Below are 20,999 nucleotides of genomic sequence, written 5' to 3'. Positions count from 1 at the left end.
ATTTTTTAGGAGAGTTGAAGAATGAGTAAAACAATAGAAGTAACATCGCCGTTTGATGGGAAAGTAGTAGGGAATGTACCATTTAATAGTGAAGAAGAAGTACAAGCAGCAATAGATTTGGCAAGTGCGACTTTTTTAGATCATAAGAATGCCTTACCAAAATATAAAAGAATAGAGATTTTAGAAAAAGTAGCAGAGATAATGTCTTCGCAAATAGAAGAATTAACAATACTTTGTGCAAGTGAAGGTGGGAAGCCTTATGTAGATTCTAAAGTTGAAATAAATAGAGCGATCAACGGTATAAAACTATCTATTGAAGCCCTAGGAGCACTAGAAGGTAAAGAAGTGGCAATGGGTCATACAGCTTCAAGTGCAAATAGAATGGCTTACACATTTAGAGAACCAATAGGTGTGGTTGCAGCGATATCAGCATTTAATCACCCATTTAACCTAGCAGTTCATCAAGTAATTCCAGCAATCGCAGTAGGATGCCCAGTAGTAATCAAACCAGCAACTCAAACTCCAATGAGTGCAATAAGATTAGTAGAGATTTTAGAAGAAGCAGGACTTCCAAAAGGATGGGCACAAGCAGTAGTTTGTGATAGACATGGAGGAGAATTACTTGCAACTTCTCCTAAAGTAGATTTCCTAACATTTATAGGTTCTGGTGCAGTTGGTTGGTACTTAAAATCTAAAGTGGCAAATGGAACAAGAGTTGCTCTAGAACATGGTGGTGTTGCCCCTGTAATAGTAGAACCAGATGCAGATATCGATGCAATGATTCCAGACTTGGGTAAAGGTGGATTCTACCATGCAGGTCAAGTTTGTGTTTCTGTGCAAAGAGTATATGTACATGAATCAATTTGTGATGAAGTATCTTCTAAACTTTCTGATTATGCATCTAAATTAGTAGTAGGTGATCAATTAGACCCTAAAACAGAAGTAGGACCACTAATTAACCATAATGAAGTAAATAGAGTAGAAGAATGGGTAAATGATGCAGTAGCAAAAGGTGGGAAAATATTAACTGGTGGTAAAAGAATTTCTGATTCTTGCTTTGAACCAACAGTAATTTTAAACCCATCTGATGATGCAATTATTTCTCAAAAAGAGATATTCGGACCAGTAGTAGTAATTTATTCTTACTCAGATATAGAAGAAGCATTCGATAGAGCGAACTCTTTAGATGTGTCTTTCCAAGCAGCAGTATTTACAAAAAATATAGATACGGCACTAAAAGCAGTAAAAAGAATAAATGGGACAGCAATTATGGTAAATGACCATACAGCATTTAGAGTAGATTGGATGCCGTTTGGAGGAGCGAAAGCTTCAGGATTAGGATTAGGTGGGATTCATTATAGTATGGAAGAGATGACAAACCAAAAAATGATGGTAATCAAATCACCAGTATTATAAGAAGAGATTTAATCTAAAGAAGAAGGGGAAGCTTTATTGTTTCCCCTTTTTTTATGGATTCTTTAGATAGTGATTTTCTTATATGAAAAAATGATAGAAGAAATAAATCCTAGGAAACTTAATATAAATGCCATAAGAAACACATAATCATAAGATTTTAAAGTATCATGAATATATCCAGCCACTATAGGTCCTATAATTTGACCTAGAGCAAAAAGAAGAGTTACAAGAGAAAATACTTGTGCCGTTTTTTTAAGCCCAAAGAACTCAGTACAAAGCATAGTAATCATTGTAGGCACACTCCATACAGATATTGCGAAAAAGAATACAGAAACAAATAGCACAAAACTTGGAGTATCGAAAATAATGATAAAGATGGAAAAAGCTTGAACTCCAAAAACTAGAATTAGAGTTTTAAAAGTTCCATATTTATCTGCAATTATTCCAAATAAAAACCCTCCAAATATACAAATAAATCCGAAAGTTGACCAAAACATACCAGATACTTGTGAGCTCAAACTCCATTTATCAATAGCCGCACTTACAAAAAAAGTTACATACACAACATAAGAGATACCAAAAAAGAAGTATAAGGAGCCTATTTTCCAAAAGTTTTTATTTTTAATATAAGAATAAAACTTTACATCAGATTTTGTTTTATGGTCTACTTCATAAGTTAACAAATATCTTATGGAAAATGAAATCACAATAATAATCAAAGAGAATATAATCCAAGATATTCTCCAAGAATTAGCTTGATAGAATTGTTCCAAATAAGGAACTACAAATCCTGAAAATATAATCGCAACACCATTTCCACTCACTGCGATGCCAAGGGCTTTCCCCCGTATCTTTTCAGGTACTGCGTGTGATAAATAAACAATGATTGCTACATTTAAAATAGCTGCTAGAAAACCAATTAAAAAATACAAAATGCATATAATTAAATAATTATGAAATGAGGCCATTAATATCATACTAAGACCTTGAAGAAAAAGGGACAATGAAATCAAAGGTGCTGTTTTAAAGTGTGAATATATTTTACTAGCAAAGATTATACCTATAAAATATCCCGCAAAATTTGCGCTTCCAATTAATCCTGCAACCGTAGTTGATATATTTAAATCACTTTGCATATTTGGTAAAATCATACCAAAAGCAAATCTAGCCAAACCCATACATGATAAGATAATTAAAAATGAAGCTAAAAAAAGTTTTGAAAAAGATTTCATTAAATCTTAATGCCTTTTAGTAGTTCAATATAATTTTTGTAATGAATTTTTTTGATATATAAGTATATAAAAGCAACAACAAGTATATTAATATGAATCATTGCTTCAGCAAAGTCAAAATATATAAAAAATATACCAGCGACTAAAATAAAAGCTGGGTACATAAATTTATTAAAGCCTATTTGTTTCTCATGTAAGATTTCATATTCAAGTAGATTTGATTTAATAAACTCTTTGTCATTATTAGAGAGCTTATTCTCTTCTTCTAATTTATATAAACCATCTATTACTGAGACTTTCTTTTTATAACTAACAAATTTTATAATTATTAGTACTATAATCAATAAAGATACAATGTTAGATACAATTTCAATTGGGAAGTTTTGAAGCATTTATTTCCTTTGTTTTGTATAATAATACATTAAACATTATAAATATTAGTAAAAAAATATTGCTGTATTAAATATAATTTTTTGTATAATAACTTTTTATAAAGGATTTATTTGAATTATACATATATAGCGTTGGGCATAGGATTATTTTTAATTTGTCTTATTTTATATTATGCCTTTTTTATGACAAAAGAGGATTTTTACAAATACACACAAGATAATTTATATGAAGTTCCTTGGCGATGGGAATGGAAGAAAAAAGAAATTGTAAATTTAAAATGTCATTGCTTGGAATGTGGTGAAATATTGGTTTATGAAAATGACTATTTATTACATAAGACCTATTTTTTATGTCCTTCTTGCGAATCTCAAAAAGCTGTAATTGGTGGTGGAGATAGTAAATATGCTTTTGGTATAATAAAAAGAGAAATAAATAGAAAAATTAGAACAAAAGAGTATAAAGATTTAATATCTTAAATAAAAATAGGAGTCAATGTGTCTTATAATGAACATGCAGCTTGCCCATGTGGTAGTAAAAAAAGTTATAAAAATTGTTGTAAAATCTTCCATGAAGGTGAATACCCACAAACTGCAGTAGAACTTATGAAATCTAGATTTTCAGCTTTTGTAGTAGGAGATATAGATTATATAATTAGTACAACTCATGAAGATAATATTGAGTACTCAAAAAATAAAAGTAAGTGGAGAGAAGATCTTCAAAATGTTATAAGTTCAAATGATTTTTATAGTCTTGAAATACTTGATTTTATAGATGGAGATGAAGAGTCTTATGTGACATTTAAAGTAGGAATCAAACAAAGAGGCTTGGATGTTTCATTTACTGAGAAAAGCAAATTTTTAAAAATAGATGGGAAATGGCTCTATAGAAGTGGCGAATTCTTAGATGATTAGGAAATAGATGAAGGTATTATTGGCTCCTGCAGAGACAAAAAATAGTGGAGGAGAAGAAAAGCCCTTTTCAAAAAAGAACTTCTTTTTAGAAAAGAACTTCTCTTTAAGACAAGAGGCTTTTGAAGCTTATGAAAAGCATGTACAAAGTTTAAGTTTAGAAGAATTGTCTGCTTGGTTTGGAATAAAAAAATTAGATGATGTAAAGAAGTATCAAGAAAGCTTGAGAAACAAACCTTCAATGAAAGCAATACAAAGATATAACGGTGTAGCTTTTGATGCTTTAGAGTACAATAGTTTGACAAGAGAAGGACAAAATTATATTGATGAGAATGTAATTTTGTTTTCTAATTTATTTGGTCCAATAAAAGCCAGTGATTTAATCCCTGATTATAAATTTAAACAAGGTGCTAAACTACCAAATATGAATATTGAGAAATTTTATAAAGATAATTTCTCAAAAGATTTAGATGAATATATTGGTGAGGAAATTATTGATTTAAGAGCAGGTTTTTATGAAAAATTTTATACACCTACAAATGCTACAGTTATAACTATTAAATTTTTAAAAGAGGGTAAAGTTGTATCCCATTGGGCAAAACATTATAGGGGTATGGTTTTAAATACTCTTGCTAAAAACAATGTTCAATCAATAGCTGAGTTTATGAATACTCAAATCCCAGGATTAGAATTAGTTGAGATACAAGAAAAAAAGAATATAAAATTGCTAATTATGAATATAAAATAATTAACAATTTTTACATTCTTATTTCTTTGTTTGGTTTTCCGATATGGTAACCTTGAACATAATCAATATCAATATCTTTTAAAAATTCTAAAATCTCTTCATTTTCTACAAACTCAGCAATTGTTTTGACTTTTAACTCTTTTGCTAAAGCAACGATTGATTTTACGAAAGCTACATCTTTTTTATCTTTAGTAATGTTTATAATAAAATCTCCATCAATCTTAATATAATCAATTGGAAACTTTTTAATATAATGAAAAGAAGAGAATCCTGAACCAAAATCATCTATTGCAAAACTAAATCCCTGAAGTTTAAGGTTTTGAACAAATCTTTCTAATAAAGAGAAACTTTTAACAGTCTCTCTTTCTGTTATTTCAAATACAATATTATCTCTATTTATATTATAATTGTGTGCAAGTACTACTATCTTATTTATAAACTCACTTATAATTAAAGCTTTTGGAGAAAGATTTATAAATAAAAGCCCTTGATAATTTGTTTCATTTATTTTTGCAAAAGCTTTTTCTATTACCATATAATCCATTTTATGAACTATTCCTAGAGCTTCTGCTGTTTCTATAAACTTAGCAGCTGGTAAGTATTCTCCATCTATTTCTATTCTCATTAGAAGTTCATTTATTTCGCATTCATTTGTTTTTAGATTTACTATTGGTTGAAAATGAGGAATAATATTTTCATTTTTAATGGCATTTAGAACAAGCATAGATTTATCTTCAGCTTCCCTATGGATCTCTTCTAAATCATATTTATTTGGATATTTAATTGAGTTTTTCCCCATCGTTTTGGCTTCATACATCATGGCATCTGCAATGTTGAATAACTCAACTTGAATAGTAGAGTGCTCAGGATACATAGCCATACCAATAGATACAGTCATACTACATTTAGTACCATCAGGGCTTATGAGTTCAAGATTACTTACATTATTTAAAATTCTTTGTGCAATTGAGAAACTCTCTTCTTTACTACACTCTGGTAAGATTAGTGTAAACTCATCTCCTCCATATCTTGAAAGTATATCTTCATCTCTTTTTGAATCAGCAAGTATATTTCCAAGGGCTTTTAAAAATTCATCTCCAAAAGTATGTCCATGGGCATCATTTATTGGTTTAAAATTATCGCAATCTATAACTAACAATCCAAAGGTATAGTCATGTCTAGCAGCTCGTTTAATCTCATATTCCATTAAATCTCTAAATACTCTTTGGGTAAACAGTGATGTTAGTGGATCTCTAGTTGCATAAAACTCTAAGTTTTCAGTATATTTATTAATGGCTTTAATTGAACCAACAAGATTTAATAGGGTTGTTAAAATTGAGTCTATAACTATTGAATGAATTGAGTCTTTCTCTAGGTTTGATTGAATACCAAGTCCAACAATTCCTCCAATTTTTGGGGCATCTAAAAGTATAGATTTTGCTTCATGTTCTATATCTTTAATATCTAAAGTTACTAAAGAATAATTTTCATTTGTAAAGTTATGGTTAATACTACAATCAAGAATATCTAACTTGTGGTGAGATTTAATCATCTCAAATGATACTGCTTCAATGTGTTTTATGACTTTATCATTTGGTTTTCCTAACCAAAAAATTTCAATCTCATAAAATTCATCATTTGCTTTAAATATAGTAATAAGGCAATGAACTGGCAATACAAGATTTATATCATGTAATAAATCTTTTATATACTCTTTCCAATCCCTAATCACATCAGAGGTTATTATCATCTTATCTAGTAATTTTACTTCAAACTCTAATATATCTTTATCAACTGCAATATTTCTTAGCTTATTACTTAAATCAGTTAATCCGTTCATTATGTGGTTAAACTCTGTAAAGCTTTTTTTAGGAGGAGATAAGTCTAAAGTTTTAAAATCTTTTACACTATTTATACTTTCTATTTTGTCTTTAAAACCTTTAATCGAAATATCTATTTTTTTTAGTAGATTTCCTGAGATTAAAAATGCACAAAATATCATAAATGGTAAGATTATTAGTGACAATAAAAAGTATTGGTGTTTGGTCTCATCTATTAAATAATTAAAATCATATTCTATATCAACAGCACCTAGAACATCACCAACTTTTGAATTTGTATGGCAAGTTAAACACTCTTGTTTTGCTAATATTGGAGTTATATTTCTAATCTTATTATCTTTTGAGAGGTTAAATTCTTTTTTTGTATCAAAGACATATTGCAGATTTTCGGTGATTTCTCCTTGATTTATTTTTCCAAAGATATCTTCAACTTTTTTTGAACGATAGACTTCAATATTATATGAAGACTCTTTAAAAGAGCTTTTAATATCTCCCATAAATTGTGTTATCTCTTCTCTTGTCCAACCTTTTCTCATAACTTGATACATAGAGTTAAAGATTTGTTTAGATAAAGATTGTGATATCTTCTCATTTTCTTGAATAGTTAAATTTGTGTGTATAGTTGAAGAAAAGAAATAAAAAATAAGAAAAAGCAATAAACTAATTGCTAGTATTGAAATCCGAAAATAATTCTTTAGCGTTTTAATCATAATAGTAAGTCTCTCTTCGTGCAAGTAAAATAAAAATAAAATAATATAATACTATTATAAATATAATTAAATTTTTCTTTCAGTTTTTAAAGTACTAACAAAAAGTAATGAAATTACTGCAAATATACTCGAATATAAAAATAAGTTCTCTCCATATAACCATCCTGCAACTAAAGCTCCAATAAAACCACCAAGTCCATAAGCAACTCCATACATAAATTGTTGCGCAAGTTTTTTATTTTCATATATTGAATATAAATATATAATTACAGAACTATGATACAGTCCAAAAGAAAAGGCATGTATTGATTGAGTGAAAAATGTCACATATAGGTTATCTGGATATAAATAAAGTAATAACCATCTAATTACTGTCAAAAAAATAGAGAATTTTATTATATTTAAAAGATTGTTTTTTAATATTGGTGCTTGGAAATAAAACATTAGTATTTCACAAATAACTCCAAAAGACCAAAGATAAGAGGTCATTTCTAGTGATATCCCATGTTCTGTCTCATATATAGTAAAGAAGTTGTAAAAGCCACCAAAACTTATTTGCATAAAAAATAGACTTAACCAAAAAGGCCAATATTCAAGAACAGAAAATGGTTTTGAACTAATTGTATCTTTATGTTCAACATCATGCTTTAAAAGTAAAAGTGAGAAAAATACAATAAAGATATTTACAGTTAAATAATAGTTCAATGCAATTTGTGGTTCACTTAAAAACTTGGCTAAAACTAATGCAATAACAGTAAATCCAATTGAGCCATAAAGTCTAGATTTACCATATTTATCTTTACCTAATTCTTTTAAAGCAATAACTTCAATATAAGGTAATATAAGGCTTAGACAAACTCCTAAAAGAGCATTATTTAGCATAAAAGCATAAAAATTATGTAGTGTAAAATAAAATCCAATTGAACAAAGAATTGAAGTAAATAAAGCTAATCTAAAAATATTTCTATCGAGTTTAATATGTTTTAAAAATAAAAATGGAGTGGCAAATCTCATCAATGGAGCTAGGGCAAATATTACTCCAATTTGTGAAGGAGTGTACCCTATGTCATGGAGTACTTTTGGCATAAATATAACATAGACTGCAACGGCTGCAAAATAAAAGAAATAAAATGCAGATAAGTTAAAAAAAAGCATTTATTTTTTTTGAATTTTGATTACGAGGGTATTAGCAACTAGATCCTGAAAAGTTTTTTTATCTTTCCTAAAAAATGGTAAAAATGCAAGAACAATAGTAGTAGCTGCAAATATAAAACATAAATATCTTAAAATAGCTTTTGGGAATGATATTTTTTCTTTTGTTTTTTCATCTATTAGTTTTAAACTATAGGCTTTTAATCCTGGAGTTTGACCTTTTGCTATCCAAAAAACAATAATAATCAAACCATAAATAATAGATAGACTCCATCTTGCTTCTTCGCTTCCTTGGAAGTCATCTTTTCCATTCATAAAAACATAAGTAGTAACATAAGCTAAAGGCATCATTATCATAAACATGTCTACAATAAAAGCCTTGATTCTAGCAGGAATAGATGTACAGATATTAGAATTTAAATCATTTTTTTTAAACTCTTCATTAAGTGGTTCTTTTTTACCAGCTTTTATATCTCTCCATCTACTCATTATGGATTAGTTTCCTCTACTTCCAGGTTTGTATGCAACTGAGCCTTCTTTACACATAGGGCAATCATCAGGAGCATACATTTCAAATGTAAAGTCATCTAAAGCAAAAAGTGGTTTATCAAGGGGTAATTTACAATTATCTTTTGGTTCTAATTCACTTCCAACTCTTGAACAAAAACCTCTATTTGCCAATGCTGCATAAGCAAGTATTTCACCACCATCTTTTTCGATTTGTTTTGCAGCTTCTAAAGCACTACCACCAGTAGTAATAATATCTTCACAGATAATATATTTTTCACCTTTGGTAACTTCAAAACCTCTTCTTATAGTCATCTCACCATCAACTCGCTCTGCAAAGATAAATCTTACATCAAGTGCAGTTGCTAGTGCAAATCCCGCAATCAATCCACCAAGAGCAGGTGAACAAACAGCATCGACTTTTAATCCAGACTCTTTTATCTGTTTTGCTAATTCTTCAGCTAGTAATTTTGCAGTTTTAGGATCTTCTAATACTTTTGCAGATTGTAAATAGTATTTAGAATGATTTCCTGAACTTAATTTAAAATGACCTTCTAATAGAGCATTTGCATCTTTGTATATTTGTTCTACTACCATAATTATACTTTTAAGATTTCAGCTTCTTTTGCTTTGAAAGTATCGTCAGCTTTTGTTACATAAGAATCTGTAATTTTTTGTATTTCATCTTGAGCTTTTTTGTTTTCATCATCAGTTATTTCTTTATCTTTATGAAGAACTTTTACTCTATCATTTGCATGTTTTCTGATATTTCTAATAGCTACTTTTGCATCATCAGTCATACCTTTTGCTTGTTTTGCACTCTCTTTTCTTTGGTCAACAGTCATAGGAGGGAAAAATAGTTTAATTACTTCACCATCATTATTTGGATTAACACCAATATTAGCATTTTGAATTGCTTTTTCAATATCACCTACAAGATGCTTTTCCCATGGGTTTATTACAATTGTTGTGGCATCAGGTGCTAGTACTGAACCCACTTGAGTTAAGTCAGTTGGTGTTCCATAATAATCAATTTTTATACCATCTAAAATTGTAGTACTTACTTTACCTGTTCTTAGTGTTTTGTAGTCTCTTTTTAATGCTTCTATTGCATTATCCATTTTCTCTTTTGTTTCTGAATAAATCTCATTTAACATTCTCTCTCCTTTGATTTATTATTAAATTTTGCATATTATACCATTTCTTGATTGGCATACTAAACTGAAATAAATTTTTGATAATATATTCTCTTTGAAAGTTAAAAGAAAACATATTTTCTTTTTTTATTAAAAGATGAAGTAGTTCTTTGAAAAAATATTTCATTTGAACTACCTCTTCAGAATCAACTATTTTTCAGTAGTTGGAACTGTCGGTACTACTGGAACAGTAGGTGTAGTTTTTTCTGCTGGAGCTACTGGTGCTGCTGGAGCAGTAGGTGCTTGAGCTTTTTCAGGAGTTTTTGGAATTAAACTCTCTGTTTGTACATTGTCTACTGCACTTCTTTGTCTATTCTCATTATAAAAATATCCTAAAACTAGAGTATTTAAAACAAAAATTAACCCTAAAACCATAGTCGCTTTTGTTAAAAAGTTTCCAGGACCTTTTGCTCCAAATAAAGATTCGTTGCTTCCACTGTAAGCACCTAATCCCATACTTGAACTTTTTTGAAGTAAGATGCAAATTGTTAATAGTACTGCTAAAATAAATTGAACTATTAAAAGTGTTGATGTCATAATATTATTCCTTTGAAAAAATGGTAGGTATTTTATCCAAAATTTATTAAAAAAAAGTTAAGATTCGATTATGTCCGTAAAAAACGAATTTTCAAAATACGCAAATCAATATAACTCATACAATATTGTACAACAAATTGCTGCAAAATCTATTATTAGAGATATAAATTGTCAACCTAAAAGAATATTAGAGTTAGGTTGTGGCTCTGGGCAAGTTATAAAAAACATTTCTTGGGAGTATGATTTTTATAAAGCTATGGATTTTTCACAAAATATGTGTAATATTCATCCTAAAGCTAATAATATAGAAGTAAAATGTTTTGATTTTGATAGTGAAGCTTTTTTTGAAAATATTAAAAATGAAAAATATGATGTTGTGATATCTTCATCTGCATTACAATGGTCAAAGGATTTAAGTAAGATAGTTAAAGCTATTAGTTCTATATCTCCTAAAATTTATGCTGCTTTATTTACTTCAAATACTTTTAAAACAATACAAGCAATAACAAATAAAAAATCACCAATATTAGATGAACAATCAATAAAAAAAGCTTTTTTACAATATTGTGATTGTGAATTTGAAACTATAACTTATAATTTAGAATTTGATAATAAGAAAAAATTATTTGATTATATTAAGAGATCAGGTGTAAGTGGTGGTAATACTCTTGAATTTAAAGATGCTAAAAAGTTATATAAAGAGTATAGTTTAAATTATTTAGAATTTGAAGTTATCTTTGTCAAAGCTTTTTCTAAATCATAAAGTTCATATCGTATATATTTAAATACTTCACTACTATTATTTTCTTCTAGTTTACAAACTTCTTCTAGTACCCTAGAACTCTCTTGAGCTCTTTTAAAATTAGCTATTAAAATAGAGCTTAAGTTATCTCTACTTTTTTCTGATGCAGTGCTTTGTTTTAAGACATCATTTTTTATATCTCTTGAATCTAAAAGTTCATCATAAATAGATATTCTTGATTTGTGTCTTAACTCTTTTAGTTTTGAAGCGATATCTTTATTATTATAAACATATCTAAAGATATCTTCTACAACTCTAATTCCCTCTCTTAGGCGATTTAGATTTGCATCAATAAGTCTAAGTTCTGTAGTATTCATGTTATAAGAAGTAAATCATAACTCGAGGAGTTATGATTTAGTCGTCACTACTATTAAAAATACCAAGTATTTGTAATAATGAAATAAATAGATTAAAGAAATCTAAGTATAAAGAAATAGCAGCTTCAATTGGAGTTGAAAACCCACCTTTTATAATTTGTTGTGTATCATAAAGAATAAACGCAGAAAATAAAACAGCTCCCACCATCGCTATTCCAAGTTGTAATAATGGCGCTTGAATAAAAATATTAGAAATAGATCCTACTACTAATATAATAAGAGCAATAAACAACATTTTCCCCATACCAGAGAAATCTCTTTTAGTTGTAAGGGCAAACATTGAAATTCCACCAAAAGCTACTGAAGTCATTAAAAATGCTTGTGCTACTATTGAAGCACCTGCTGGCATTGCAAATACTGATGCTAGTAAAGGAGTAATTGTTAAACCACTTACAAAAGTAAATCCGAATAAAACCGCTAGGTTAATTCCAGGTTTATTTTTAACTGCAAATAGTCCAAATAATAAGATAAATTCTAAAATAACTAATCCCCAATACCAACTAGCAATTGTTGAAACCATACCTAACCCGATATAAGCTCCTGCAGTTGCAGCAAGTAGTGAACCTGCAAATAATTGATATGTAGCTTTTAAAAAGCTCATTAATTCAACTTTAGATGATTCTTGTGTATATTGTTGCGTTGTATCTTTATGAGATAAATAATCTCTGTTGTACATTATGTCTTCCTTTTTGTATTTTTATATATACAGTTGATATTTTAATATGTAAAGCTTAATAATATCTTTAAATATGATAACTAAATGTACTTTATAAACATAATTGATTCACATGACTATATTATCTTATATATGTATATAAAAACTAACAAAAAGTATAAAATTCATAAATTTCAAAATTTAAGCCAAGATTAAAGAAAAGCGCTTGACAAAGACAAAAAAACCTATTATAATTCCCGTCCAATTTGAGTGACAAACGTCGCAAAGGGTTGATGTTCTTTAACAAACTACGGTTTTAAGAAGTAAGTAACTTTTATAAACCGAATATGATATAAAACAAGAGAATTTATACAATTCTCGTCTATTAAAAAAACAATGAGTAATGTCAGTAAACAATTGCAATTAATCTTTTTAGGAAGATTAGATAAAAGAGTTAGACACTAGTCATGATTAAACTAAACATTTATGGAGAGTTTGATCCTGGCTCAGAGTGAACGCTGGCGGCGTGCTTAACACATGCAAGTCGAACGAGAACGGATTATAGCTTGCTATAATTGTCAGCTAAGTGGCGCACGGGTGAGTAATATATAGGTAACATGCCCTAGAGAGGGGGATAACAGATGGAAACGTCTGCTAACACCCCATATGCCTTTAAGACCTAAGTCTGCAAGGGAAACATTTATGGCTCTAGGATTGGCCTGTACGGTATCAGTTAGTTGGTGAGGTAATGGCTCACCAAGACAATGACACCTAACTGGTTTGAGAGGATGATCAGTCACACTGGAACTGAGACACGGTCCAGACTCCTACGGGAGGCAGCAGTGGGGAATATTGCACAATGGACGAAAGTCTGATGCAGCAACGCCGCGTGGAGGATGACACATTTCGGTGCGTAAACTCCTTTTATATAGGAAGATAATGACGGTACTATATGAATAAGCACCGGCTAACTCCGTGCCAGCAGCCGCGGTAATACGGAGGGTGCAAGCGTTACTCGGAATTACTGGGCGTAAAGAGCGTGTAGGCGGGTAAATAAGTTGGAAGTGAAATCCTATGGCTCAACCATAGAACTGCTTCCAAAACTGTTAACCTAGAATGTGGGAGAGGTAGATGGAATTTCTGGTGTAGGGGTAAAATCCGTAGATATCAGAAGGAATACCGATTGCGAAGGCGATCTACTGGAACACAATTGACGCTGAGACGCGAAAGCGTGGGGAGCAAACAGGATTAGATACCCTGGTAGTCCACGCCCTAAACGATGTACACTAGTTGTTGTGAGGCTAGACCTTGCAGTAATGCAGTTAACACATTAAGTGTACCGCCTGGGGAGTACGGTCGCAAGATTAAAACTCAAAGGAATAGACGGGGACCCGCACAAGCGGTGGAGCATGTGGTTTAATTCGACGATACGCGAAGAACCTTACCTGGTCTTGACATAGAAAGAACTTTCCAGAGATGGATTGGTGCCTGCTTGCAGGAGCTTTCATACAGGTGCTGCACGGCTGTCGTCAGCTCGTGTCGTGAGATGTTGGGTTAAGTCCCGCAACGAGCGCAACCCTCGTCGTTAGTTGCTAACAGTTCGGCTGAGAACTCTAACGAGACTGCCTACGCAAGTAGGAGGAAGGTGAGGACGACGTCAAGTCATCATGGCCCTTACGACCAGGGCTACACACGTGCTACAATGGGGTATACAAAGAGCAGCAATACGGTGACGTGGAGCGAATCTCAAAAATGCCTCCCAGTTCGGATTGTAGTCTGCAACTCGACTACATGAAGTTGGAATCGCTAGTAATCGTAGATCAGCTATGCTACGGTGAATACGTTCCCGGGTCTTGTACTCACCGCCCGTCACACCATGGGAGTTGAATTCATTCGAAGCGGGGATGCTAAAATAGCTACCTTCCACAGTGGATTTAGCGACTGGGGTGAAGTCGTAACAAGGTAACCGTAGGAGAACCTGCGGTTGGATCACCTCCTTTCAGAGTAATGAGATTAGATTCGTTTCTAATCTCAAGAAATAAAAAAACAATGGGTAAATATCCAATATCATATTCGGTTTGTAAAGGTTATTGAAAATAATAGGTGAAGAATGGGCCTATAGCTCAGCTGGCTAGAGCGCTCGACTGATAATCGTGAGGTCCCAGGTTCAAGTCCTGGTAGGCCCACCATGATTGAATAATCTTTGTTGGGGAATTAGCTCAGCTGGGAGAGCGCCTGCCTTGCACGCAGGAGGTCAGCGGTTCGATCCCGCTATTCTCCACCAACATTACACCAAAACCAAAGTAGAACGCAAATTAGTAAATTTTAATATTAGTACTTAAGAGAAGTATTAATATTAGGATTTATCCTAAATGTTATTTAAAAATTTAATGTTAAAGTCTTTAAAATTTTTTCGAATTAGAATAAAGAGATTTATTTTAATACAAAATAGAAAACAATTTAAACACACAATTACTGTTTTATTAAATATTGTATTTAATAAGATAGTAGCCAAGGAATAATTATCAAAAAAGGTAACTATAGAGATATAGTTATACAAATTATAAGCTATTAAGGGCTAATGGTGGATGCCTAGACTGTAAGAGGCGATGAAGGACGTATTAGGCTGCGATAAGCCTCGGGGAGCTGCCAAAGAGCTTTGATCCGAGGATTTCCGAATGGGACAACCCAGCATATAGAGATATATGTTACCCTGCGGGGAGCTAACCTGGTGAAGTGAAACATCTCAGTAGCCAGAGGAAGAGAAATCAAATGAGATTCCGTAAGTAGCGGCGAGCGAACGCGGATTAGGACAAACCCTATGCTTGCATAGGGGGTTGTAGGACCATAATGTGAGACTTAAAAGAGTAGTAGAAATATCTGGAAAGGTATAGCATAGAAGGTGAAACTCCTGTATACGAAACTCTTGAGAGCTCTATTGGTATCCTGAGTAGGACGGAACACGTGATATTTTGTCTGAATCTGGGGGGACCACCCTCCAATCCTAAATACTACTTACAGATCGATAGTGAACAAGTACCGTGAGGGAAAGGTGAAAAGTACTCCAGCGAGGAGAGTGAAATAGAACCTGAAACCATTAGCTTACAATCATTCGGAGCCCTATGTTGCTTGCAACAGGGTGACGGACTGCCTTTTGCATAATGAGCCTGCGAGTTGTGGTGTCTGGCAAGGTTAAGTCAAGTACGGAGCCGTAGCGAAAGCGAGTCTTAATAGGGCGACATAGTCAGATGCTGCAGACCCGAAACGAAGTGATCTATCCATGAGCAGGTTGAAGCTGGTGTAAGAGCCAGTGGAGGACCGAACCCATTGACGTTGAAAAGTCTCGGGATGACTTGTGGATAGGGGTGAAAGGCCAATCAAACTTCGTGATAGCTGGTTCTCTCCGAAATATATTTAGGTATAGCCTTATGTCGTAACATATAGGGGTAGAGCACTGAATGGGCTAGGGCTGCTTACCGCGGTACCAAACCCTATCAAACTTCGAATACTATATGCGTAATCATAGGAGTCAGGCGATGGGTGATAAAATCCACCGTCGAGAGGGGAACAACCCAGACTAACAGCTAAGGTCCCAAAGTTACATCTAAGTGGAAAACGATGTGAAGTTACTGTGACAACCAGGAGGTTGGCTTAGAAGCAGCCACCCTTTAAAGAAAGCGTAACAGCTCACTGGTCTAGTGATTTTGCGCGGAAAATATAACGGGGCTAAGATGTACACCGAAGCTTTAGACTTGTACTTGTACAAGTGGTAGGAGAGCGTTCTATTCAGCGTTGAAGGTATACCGACGAGGAGTGCTGGAGCGGATAGAAGTGAGCATGCAGGCATGAGTAGCGATAATTGAGGTGAGAATCCTCAACGCCGAAAACCCAAGGTTTCCTACGCGATGCTCGTCATCGTAGGGTTAGTCGGGACCTAAGTCGAGTCCGAAAGGGGTAGACGATGGCAAATTGATTAATATTTCAATACCAACAAATAAGCGCGATGTGGGGACGCATAGAGTTAATCGAGGTCACTGATGGAATAGTGGCTCGAAGGATGTAGGTTGTATCTTAGGCAAATCCGGGATACATTCGACCGAGATCTTACAGGCTGTTGCGATTCTTCGGAATCAATTCAGAATCGATGATACTGTCGTGCCAAGAAAAGCCACTAAGTATATTATTTGTTGCCCGTACCGTAAACCGACACAGGTGGGTGGGATGAGTATTCTAAGGCGCGTGGAAGAACCCTGGTTAAGGAACTCTGCAAACTAGCACCGTATCTTCGGTATAAGGTGTGCCTACTATTGTATAGAAACTTGCTTTCAAAAGCGATAGAGGTTGCAACAAAGAGTCCCTCCCGACTGTTTACCAAAAACACAGCACTTTGCTAACTCGCAAGAGGATGTATAAGGTGTGACGCCTGCCCGGTGCTCGAAGGTTAACTGATGATGTCAGCGCAAGCGAAGCATTTGATTGAAGCCCGAGTAAACGGCGGCCGTAACTATAACGGTCCTAAGGTAGCGAAATTCCTTGTCGGTTAAATACCGACCTGCATGAATGGCGTAACGAGATGGGAGCTGTCTCAACCAGGGATCCAGTGAAATTGTAGTGGAGGTGAAAATTCCTCCTACCCGCGGAAAGACGGAAAGACCCCGTGCACCTTTACTACAGCTTGACACTGTAGCTTGGATATTCATGTGCAGGATAGGTGGGAGGCTATGAACTATGGACGCAAGTACATAGGGAGCCACCCTTGAGATACCACCCTTGAATATTTGAGTTACTAACTGGGACGAGTTATCCTCGTTCAGGACAATGTCTGGTGGGTAGTTTGACTGGGGCGGTCGCCTCCTAAAAAGTAACGGAGGCTTGCAAAGGTTGGCTCAAAGCGGATGGAAATCGCTTGTTGAGTATAATGGCATAAGCCAGCCTGACTGTAAGAGATACAACTCGAGCAGAGACGAAAGTCGGTCATAGTGATCCGGTGGTTCTGTGTGGAAGGGCCATCGCTCAAAGGATAAAAGGTACGCCGGGGATAACAGGCTGATCTCCCCCAAGAGCTCACATCGACGGGGAGGTTTGGCACCTCGATGTCGGCTCATCGCATCCTGGGGCTGGAGCAGGTCCCAAGGGTATGGCTGTTCGCCATTTAAAGCGGTACGCGAGCTGGGTTCAGAACGTCGTGAGACAGTTCGGTCCCTATCTTCCGTGGGCGTAGGAAAGTTGAAGAGATTTGTCCCTAGTACGAGAGGACCGGGATGAACGTACCACTGGTGTACCAATTGTTCTGCCAAGAGCATCGTTGGGTAGCTACGTACGGATGTGATAAGAGCTGAAAGCATCTAAGCTCGAAGCCAACTCTAAGATGAACTTTCCCTGAAGATCCCAGCAAGACTAGCTGGTTGATAGGCTGGATGTGTAAGTGAAGTAATTCATTTAGCTGACCAGTACTAATAGATCGTTTGGCTTATTTTATATATTTCTTGGTTTACTATCTTATTAAGTACATACTTAATGAGTATGTGTGTAAAAGACTTTAACATTAATATACTCAAGATTGAGTTGAGTATTAAGAGCATTTATTGCTTTTACTACTCAACTTTGTTGGTGATTATAGAGAAGTGGAAATACCCGGCTCCATTCCGAACCCGGAAGTCAAGCACTTCATCGCTGATAATACTGCAGGGTCCCCTTGTGGAAACGTAAGTCGTCGCCAACTCTTGAGTCTTTTTTAAGCTTAGTTCTATTTAGACTTTCAGTCTTTTTAGCACTGAGCTTTTTTTTAGCACTTTTTTTACTATTCCATGAACTAGAATTTATTCTTTACTCTCAGGTGTCAATATTATTCAATATTCACTATTAGTTATTCATTATTATAGCTCGCATAGCTCCAACGGTAGAGCAATCCCATGGTAAGGGAGAGGTTGTAGGTTCGATTCCCACTGTGAGCACCACTTCGCTTTTATAAAAACAAATCAATTTAGTAAATAATATTTCATAAAAGAAAACTTTTGAATTAACTTTTCTATTAAAAGTTATATTTAATATGATAATTAAGACATAAAAAAAGGGAAAAGTTAATTCTTTTCCCTTTTTCTTAAGATGGATATTTTAAATATTTTTCTGATTCTTGTCAATGTTTTTATTTCTATCTTCAAGGGGTTTAGAGTTTATTGCATCATCATGTACTAAGTTGGAATATTCTTCGTACTTTCTTTCACCTTTTTTATCTCTTTTATAGATTGAATAAGCACAAAAGTAAAATACTACAACAGCAATAAACATTAATATTATTTTTGTATAACCTTGTAAGTCAACTATTTCTTGATAACTCATAATAACCTCTTATTTTAAAGAATTCAAATACGCAATAAGCGCTACAATCTCAGGAATCTGACCGTTTGCTACGGTATCTTTTACAGCTTGATTTTTCATATCAGCAGCAATCGCTTTTGCTTCTTTTAAAGCCTCTGCTTTTGCCTCTTCAAAAGTCCCTAATGGAACATCAACTTTCCCATCTCCATTTAAATCTACATCATAAGGAGTATTAAACACACCTTTTACTGTTACAGCTTCTCCATATGCAGTCTCTATATCTGCCATATTTGTAAACTCATGAGCATAAGATGGCATTATTGAACCTGGTACTACAGATGCAGGATTCATCATATGATTCTCATGCCAATCTGTTGTTCTATAGTTCCCAACTCTCATTAAATCTGGACCAGTTCTTTTTGATCCCCATAAAAATGGTCTATCATATACATACTCACCTGACAATGAATACATACCATATCTATCTGTCTCTGATTTAAATGGTCTAATTAATTGTGAGTGACAAGCATTACATGAATCTTTAATATACACATGTCTACCTGTTAACTCTAATATTGAGTATGGTTTTGTACCTACTGTAGGTCTACTTTGTTTTGCAAAATCTGGTATAACTTCTACTATACCTGCAAATGCTATAAATATAAATACTAATACCGCAAAGAAAAACGGTCTTTGTTCGAACCAATGAAACATAATAATTCCTCCTTCTTATGCAGCTACTGGCGTTGCGTTGATTGGTTCTTTATCAAGAACTCTACCTGCAGTTGCCGTTTTATACATATTATATGCAAACATAAAGAAACCAATTAAGTACAATAATCCACCAACAGCTCTAATTGTATAGTATGGTTTTAATACATTTACTGTATCTATGAAAGAGTAAACTAATGAACCATATTCATCATATGCTCTCCACATCATACCTTGTGTAATACCAGCTATCCACATAGATGTAAAGTACAATACGATACCTGTAGTTTGTAACCAAAATTGTGTATCCATTAACGATTTAGAATAAATCTCTCTACCATACATTCTTGGAGCCATATGATATAAAGCTGCCATAATCATAAATACAACCCAACCCAATGTTCCATCATGTACATGTCCTGGAACCCAGTCTGTAAAGTGAGCAATTGCATTAACTGATTTAATTGCTTGAATTGGACCTTCAATTGTTGATAACATATAAAAAGTCGATGCTAAAATCATAAATTTAATTAATGTATTAGATTGTAATTGTTGCCATTCACCCTTCATTGTTAAAAGCATATTAATAGCTGATCCCCATGATGGTAAAATTAAAACAATAGACATAACAGAACCCATAGTTTGTAGCCAATCAGGAACAGTTGAATAAATAAGGTGGTGTCCACCAGCCCATAAATAAACAAACATTAATCCCCAGAAAGCTAATATAGATAACTTATATGAATAAACATTTTGTCCTGACTCTTTTGGTAAAAAGTAGTAAATTAAAGCAATAATTGGAACAGTGAATACAAAAGCTACTGCATTATGCCCATACCACCATTGTACTAATGCGTCATTTGTACCTGAATACATTGATACTGAGTGCATCCATGAACCATATCCAGAATATAATGCAGTAGGTATTTCCATATTATTAAATAAATATAACATGGCAATTCCCATAAAAGTAGCTATATAATACCAGATTGAAACATATAGTGTTCTCTCTCTTCTAATACCAATTAATCCAAAAATACTAATACCCCATAAAACCCACCAAAGTACTACAAGTATGTCTAAAGGCCACTCTAATTCAGCATACTCTTTTGAAGTTGTCATTCCAGCTATTAGTGTTACAACTGCTAAAAGAATTGTGATGAAGTAAAGAACAAAATGTAATTTACCAATAAACATTAAAAATGGTGACTCTTTCAAAGAAACTTTTAAAACTCTTTGAGCCATATAATACCATCCAGCGAAAGCACCACTTAAGGTAAAGCCAAATGTAACAGCATTTGTATGTAAAGGTCTTAACCTACTAAAGGTACCATATTCTCCAGCTAAATTACTTAAATGAGGAAAAGCCATTTGAAAGGCTAAGGTAACACCAACTATCATACCTAAAATACCAAATAAAATTGCGGTAAAGGTAAAGGCTTTTGCAACTGAGTAATCGTACTCAACTCGTGCATTCTTTTGCATCAAGTTACTCC

18 protein-coding genes, 3 tRNA genes and 3 rRNA genes are annotated in these 20,999 nt (G+C 33.3%); 11 read left to right on the top strand and 13 right to left on the bottom strand.

The annotated features are described in order from the left end of the window. Positions 1-21 precede the first annotated feature (21 nt). On the top strand, positions 22-1,416 hold the full coding sequence (locus tag LXN10_RS06315) for an aldehyde dehydrogenase family protein (RefSeq protein ID WP_375725020.1): 1,395 nt from the start codon (positions 22-24) through the stop codon (positions 1,414-1,416). A 62-nt stretch (positions 1,417-1,478) separates the two neighbouring features. On the opposite strand, the gene LXN10_RS06310 is transcribed toward LXN10_RS06315, so the two are convergent. Together LXN10_RS06310 and LXN10_RS06305 are read right to left on the bottom strand one after the other, a co-directional pair. Continuing rightward, positions 1,479-2,648, bottom strand: a complete 1,170-nt coding sequence (locus LXN10_RS06310; RefSeq protein ID WP_375725019.1) for a YbfB/YjiJ family MFS transporter — start codon at positions 2,646-2,648, stop codon at positions 1,479-1,481. Then, positions 2,648-3,040, bottom strand: coding sequence for a hypothetical protein (locus tag LXN10_RS06305; protein ID WP_375725018.1), 393 nt, complete (start codon positions 3,038-3,040; stop codon positions 2,648-2,650). Before LXN10_RS06305 ends, LXN10_RS06310 begins: the two co-directional genes overlap by 1 nt. A gap of 111 nt (positions 3,041-3,151) precedes the next feature. Between LXN10_RS06305 and LXN10_RS06300 the strand changes: the two genes are divergently transcribed. From LXN10_RS06300 to LXN10_RS06290, 3 genes are read left to right on the top strand one after another with little or no spacing between them, the layout of a single operon-like run. Beyond that, positions 3,152-3,517: a hypothetical protein gene (locus LXN10_RS06300; protein WP_375725017.1), complete on the top strand. Its 366-nt coding sequence runs from the start codon at positions 3,152-3,154 to the stop codon at positions 3,515-3,517. An 18-nt stretch (positions 3,518-3,535) separates the two neighbouring features. Next, complete coding sequence (locus LXN10_RS06295; RefSeq protein WP_375725016.1) at positions 3,536-3,952, top strand: YchJ family protein; 417 nt, start codon at positions 3,536-3,538, stop codon at positions 3,950-3,952. A gap of 7 nt (positions 3,953-3,959) precedes the next feature. Beyond that, on the top strand, positions 3,960-4,697 hold the full coding sequence (locus LXN10_RS06290) for a YaaA family protein (protein ID WP_375725015.1): 738 nt from the start codon (positions 3,960-3,962) through the stop codon (positions 4,695-4,697). A gap of 10 nt (positions 4,698-4,707) precedes the next feature. Here LXN10_RS06290 and LXN10_RS06285 read toward each other — a convergent pair whose 3' ends face one another. The 6 genes from LXN10_RS06285 to secG form a co-directional block, all read right to left on the bottom strand. Next, positions 4,708-7,248 (bottom strand): putative bifunctional diguanylate cyclase/phosphodiesterase, encoded by a 2,541-nt coding sequence (locus LXN10_RS06285; protein WP_375725014.1) that lies wholly within the window; start codon positions 7,246-7,248, stop codon positions 4,708-4,710. A gap of 66 nt (positions 7,249-7,314) precedes the next feature. Beyond that, a complete protein-coding gene (locus LXN10_RS06280) occupies positions 7,315-8,403 on the bottom strand; it encodes an MFS transporter (RefSeq protein WP_375725013.1) in 1,089 nt (362 codons plus the stop codon). Continuing rightward, complete coding sequence (locus LXN10_RS06275; RefSeq protein WP_375725012.1) at positions 8,404-8,889, bottom strand: RDD family protein; 486 nt, start codon at positions 8,887-8,889, stop codon at positions 8,404-8,406. A 6-nt stretch (positions 8,890-8,895) separates the two neighbouring features. Further along, on the bottom strand, positions 8,896-9,504 hold the full coding sequence (gene pyrE / locus LXN10_RS06270; RefSeq protein WP_375725011.1) for an orotate phosphoribosyltransferase: 609 nt from the start codon (positions 9,502-9,504) through the stop codon (positions 8,896-8,898). Between the two features lie 2 nt (positions 9,505-9,506). Next, positions 9,507-10,064 carry a ribosome recycling factor gene (gene frr, locus LXN10_RS06265; RefSeq protein ID WP_375725010.1) on the bottom strand — a complete coding sequence of 186 codons (558 nt, stop codon included), beginning with the start codon at positions 10,062-10,064 and terminating at the stop codon, positions 9,507-9,509. Between the two features lie 189 nt (positions 10,065-10,253). After that, a complete protein-coding gene (gene secG, locus LXN10_RS06260; protein WP_375725009.1) occupies positions 10,254-10,640 on the bottom strand; it encodes a preprotein translocase subunit SecG in 387 nt (128 codons plus the stop codon). A gap of 70 nt (positions 10,641-10,710) precedes the next feature. Here secG and LXN10_RS06255 point away from each other — a divergent pair, with 70 nt between their 5' ends. Then, a complete protein-coding gene (locus LXN10_RS06255) occupies positions 10,711-11,403 on the top strand; it encodes a methyltransferase domain-containing protein (protein WP_375725008.1) in 693 nt (230 codons plus the stop codon). Here LXN10_RS06255 and LXN10_RS06250 read toward each other — a convergent pair. Together LXN10_RS06250 and LXN10_RS06245 are read right to left on the bottom strand one after the other, a co-directional pair. Then, the gene (locus LXN10_RS06250; RefSeq protein ID WP_375725007.1) at positions 11,355-11,759 is read right to left on the bottom strand and encodes a thiamine-phosphate pyrophosphorylase; all 405 of its coding nucleotides are present in this window, start codon (positions 11,757-11,759) and stop codon (positions 11,355-11,357) included. The genes LXN10_RS06255 and LXN10_RS06250 overlap by 49 nt on opposite strands. Positions 11,760-11,796: 37 nt before the next feature. Further along, complete coding sequence (locus LXN10_RS06245) at positions 11,797-12,495, bottom strand: Bax inhibitor-1/YccA family protein (RefSeq protein WP_375725006.1); 699 nt, start codon at positions 12,493-12,495, stop codon at positions 11,797-11,799. Between the two features lie 462 nt (positions 12,496-12,957). Between LXN10_RS06245 and LXN10_RS06240 the strand changes: the two genes are divergently transcribed. From LXN10_RS06240 to LXN10_RS06215, 6 genes are all read left to right on the top strand, one after another. Then, a 16S ribosomal RNA gene (locus tag LXN10_RS06240) occupies positions 12,958-14,474 on the top strand. 112 nt (positions 14,475-14,586) lie between these two features. Then, positions 14,587-14,663, top strand: a tRNA-Ile gene (locus LXN10_RS06235). Positions 14,664-14,682: 19 nt separating this feature from the next. Further along, positions 14,683-14,758: transfer RNA gene (locus tag LXN10_RS06230), tRNA-Ala, on the top strand. A gap of 277 nt (positions 14,759-15,035) precedes the next feature. Beyond that, positions 15,036-17,952, top strand: a 23S ribosomal RNA gene (locus tag LXN10_RS06225). 128 nt (positions 17,953-18,080) lie between these two features. Continuing rightward, positions 18,081-18,196 (top strand): 5S ribosomal RNA (gene rrf / locus LXN10_RS06220). The 16S, 23S and 5S rRNA genes sit together here with 3 tRNA genes alongside, the layout of an rRNA operon. 159 nt (positions 18,197-18,355) lie before the next feature. Further along, positions 18,356-18,431, top strand: a tRNA-Thr gene (locus tag LXN10_RS06215). A gap of 157 nt (positions 18,432-18,588) precedes the next feature. Here the strand turns inward: LXN10_RS06215 and LXN10_RS06210 are convergent. Genes LXN10_RS06210 through ccoN form a run of 3 tightly spaced genes read right to left on the bottom strand, consistent with a single transcriptional unit; the run spans position 18,589 to position 20,988 of the window. Next, on the bottom strand, positions 18,589-18,813 hold the full coding sequence (locus LXN10_RS06210) for a cbb3-type cytochrome oxidase subunit 3 (RefSeq protein ID WP_375725005.1): 225 nt from the start codon (positions 18,811-18,813) through the stop codon (positions 18,589-18,591). Positions 18,814-18,822: 9 nt separating this feature from the next. Continuing rightward, positions 18,823-19,506 carry a cytochrome-c oxidase, cbb3-type subunit II gene (gene ccoO, locus LXN10_RS06205; protein ID WP_375725004.1) on the bottom strand — a complete coding sequence of 228 codons (684 nt, stop codon included), beginning with the start codon at positions 19,504-19,506 and terminating at the stop codon, positions 18,823-18,825. 15 nt (positions 19,507-19,521) lie between these two features. Further along, positions 19,522-20,988 (bottom strand): cytochrome-c oxidase, cbb3-type subunit I, encoded by a 1,467-nt coding sequence (gene ccoN / locus LXN10_RS06200; RefSeq protein WP_375725003.1) that lies wholly within the window; start codon positions 20,986-20,988, stop codon positions 19,522-19,524. Between the last annotated feature and the right edge of the window lie 11 nt (positions 20,989-20,999).

Origin of the sequence: Arcobacter iocasae (assembly GCF_042214795.1) — a bacterium.
GTDB classification, from domain to species: domain Bacteria; phylum Campylobacterota; class Campylobacteria; order Campylobacterales; family Arcobacteraceae; genus Arcobacter; species Arcobacter iocasae.
This window is presented reverse-complemented; position numbering and strand designations above follow the sequence as displayed.